The sequence below is a fragment of the Vibrio sp. 10N.222.55.C6 genome, assembly GCF_041473395.1.
Classification (GTDB): Bacteria; Pseudomonadota; Gammaproteobacteria; order Enterobacterales; family Vibrionaceae; genus Vibrio; species Vibrio crassostreae_C.
Genome location: NZ_JBFRSD010000678.1, coordinates 1 through 508 on the forward strand (window position 1 = coordinate 1; position 508 = coordinate 508).

Annotated in this window: 1 pseudogene; it reads left to right on the top strand. The window is 45.3% G+C overall.

What is annotated here, in order from left to right:
* Positions 1 to 474 (top strand): annotated as a pseudogene (locus AB4486_RS25610) (diguanylate cyclase); the annotation flags it as partial.
* Between the last annotated feature and the right edge of the window lie 34 nt (positions 475 to 508).

Sequence of the window (508 nt, forward strand, 5' to 3'; positions counted from 1 at the left end):
ACCTATCGGCATGAAGAGCCTTTAGCAGAGATTGAACGTTATAGACGAAGCGATACTCAATGGATTGTTAGCGTTGGAATGATTAGTGAGGGGACCGATATTCCGCGCCTTCAAGTGTGTTGTCACATGAGTTCAGTCAAAACCGAATTGTACTTCAGACAGGTGCTCGGGCGAATTCTTCGTGTGAACGGCGTGACAAATCAACAAGCGTGGTTATTCACCTTTGCTGAACAAAGCTTGATTGACTATGCAGAAAGGATTGAACACGATATTCCTGAGTCGTGTATATATGCAAAATGGAAAAATTTTGCAGAAGCCGAGCCAGATACTAAGCGCAACCGTCTGAGCGAAAAGGGGGTGCTAGAAGAGCGTGGAGGACTTAGCTCTAAGCTGGTATGGAATGGCACAACAAAGAACACTGATAATATTGATATCGCACTTGGCGCGTTTGATGAGCTTCGGCGGAGCTTTTAGACAGCGGGTAATATCGGCATTTTTGGCTTCTTGA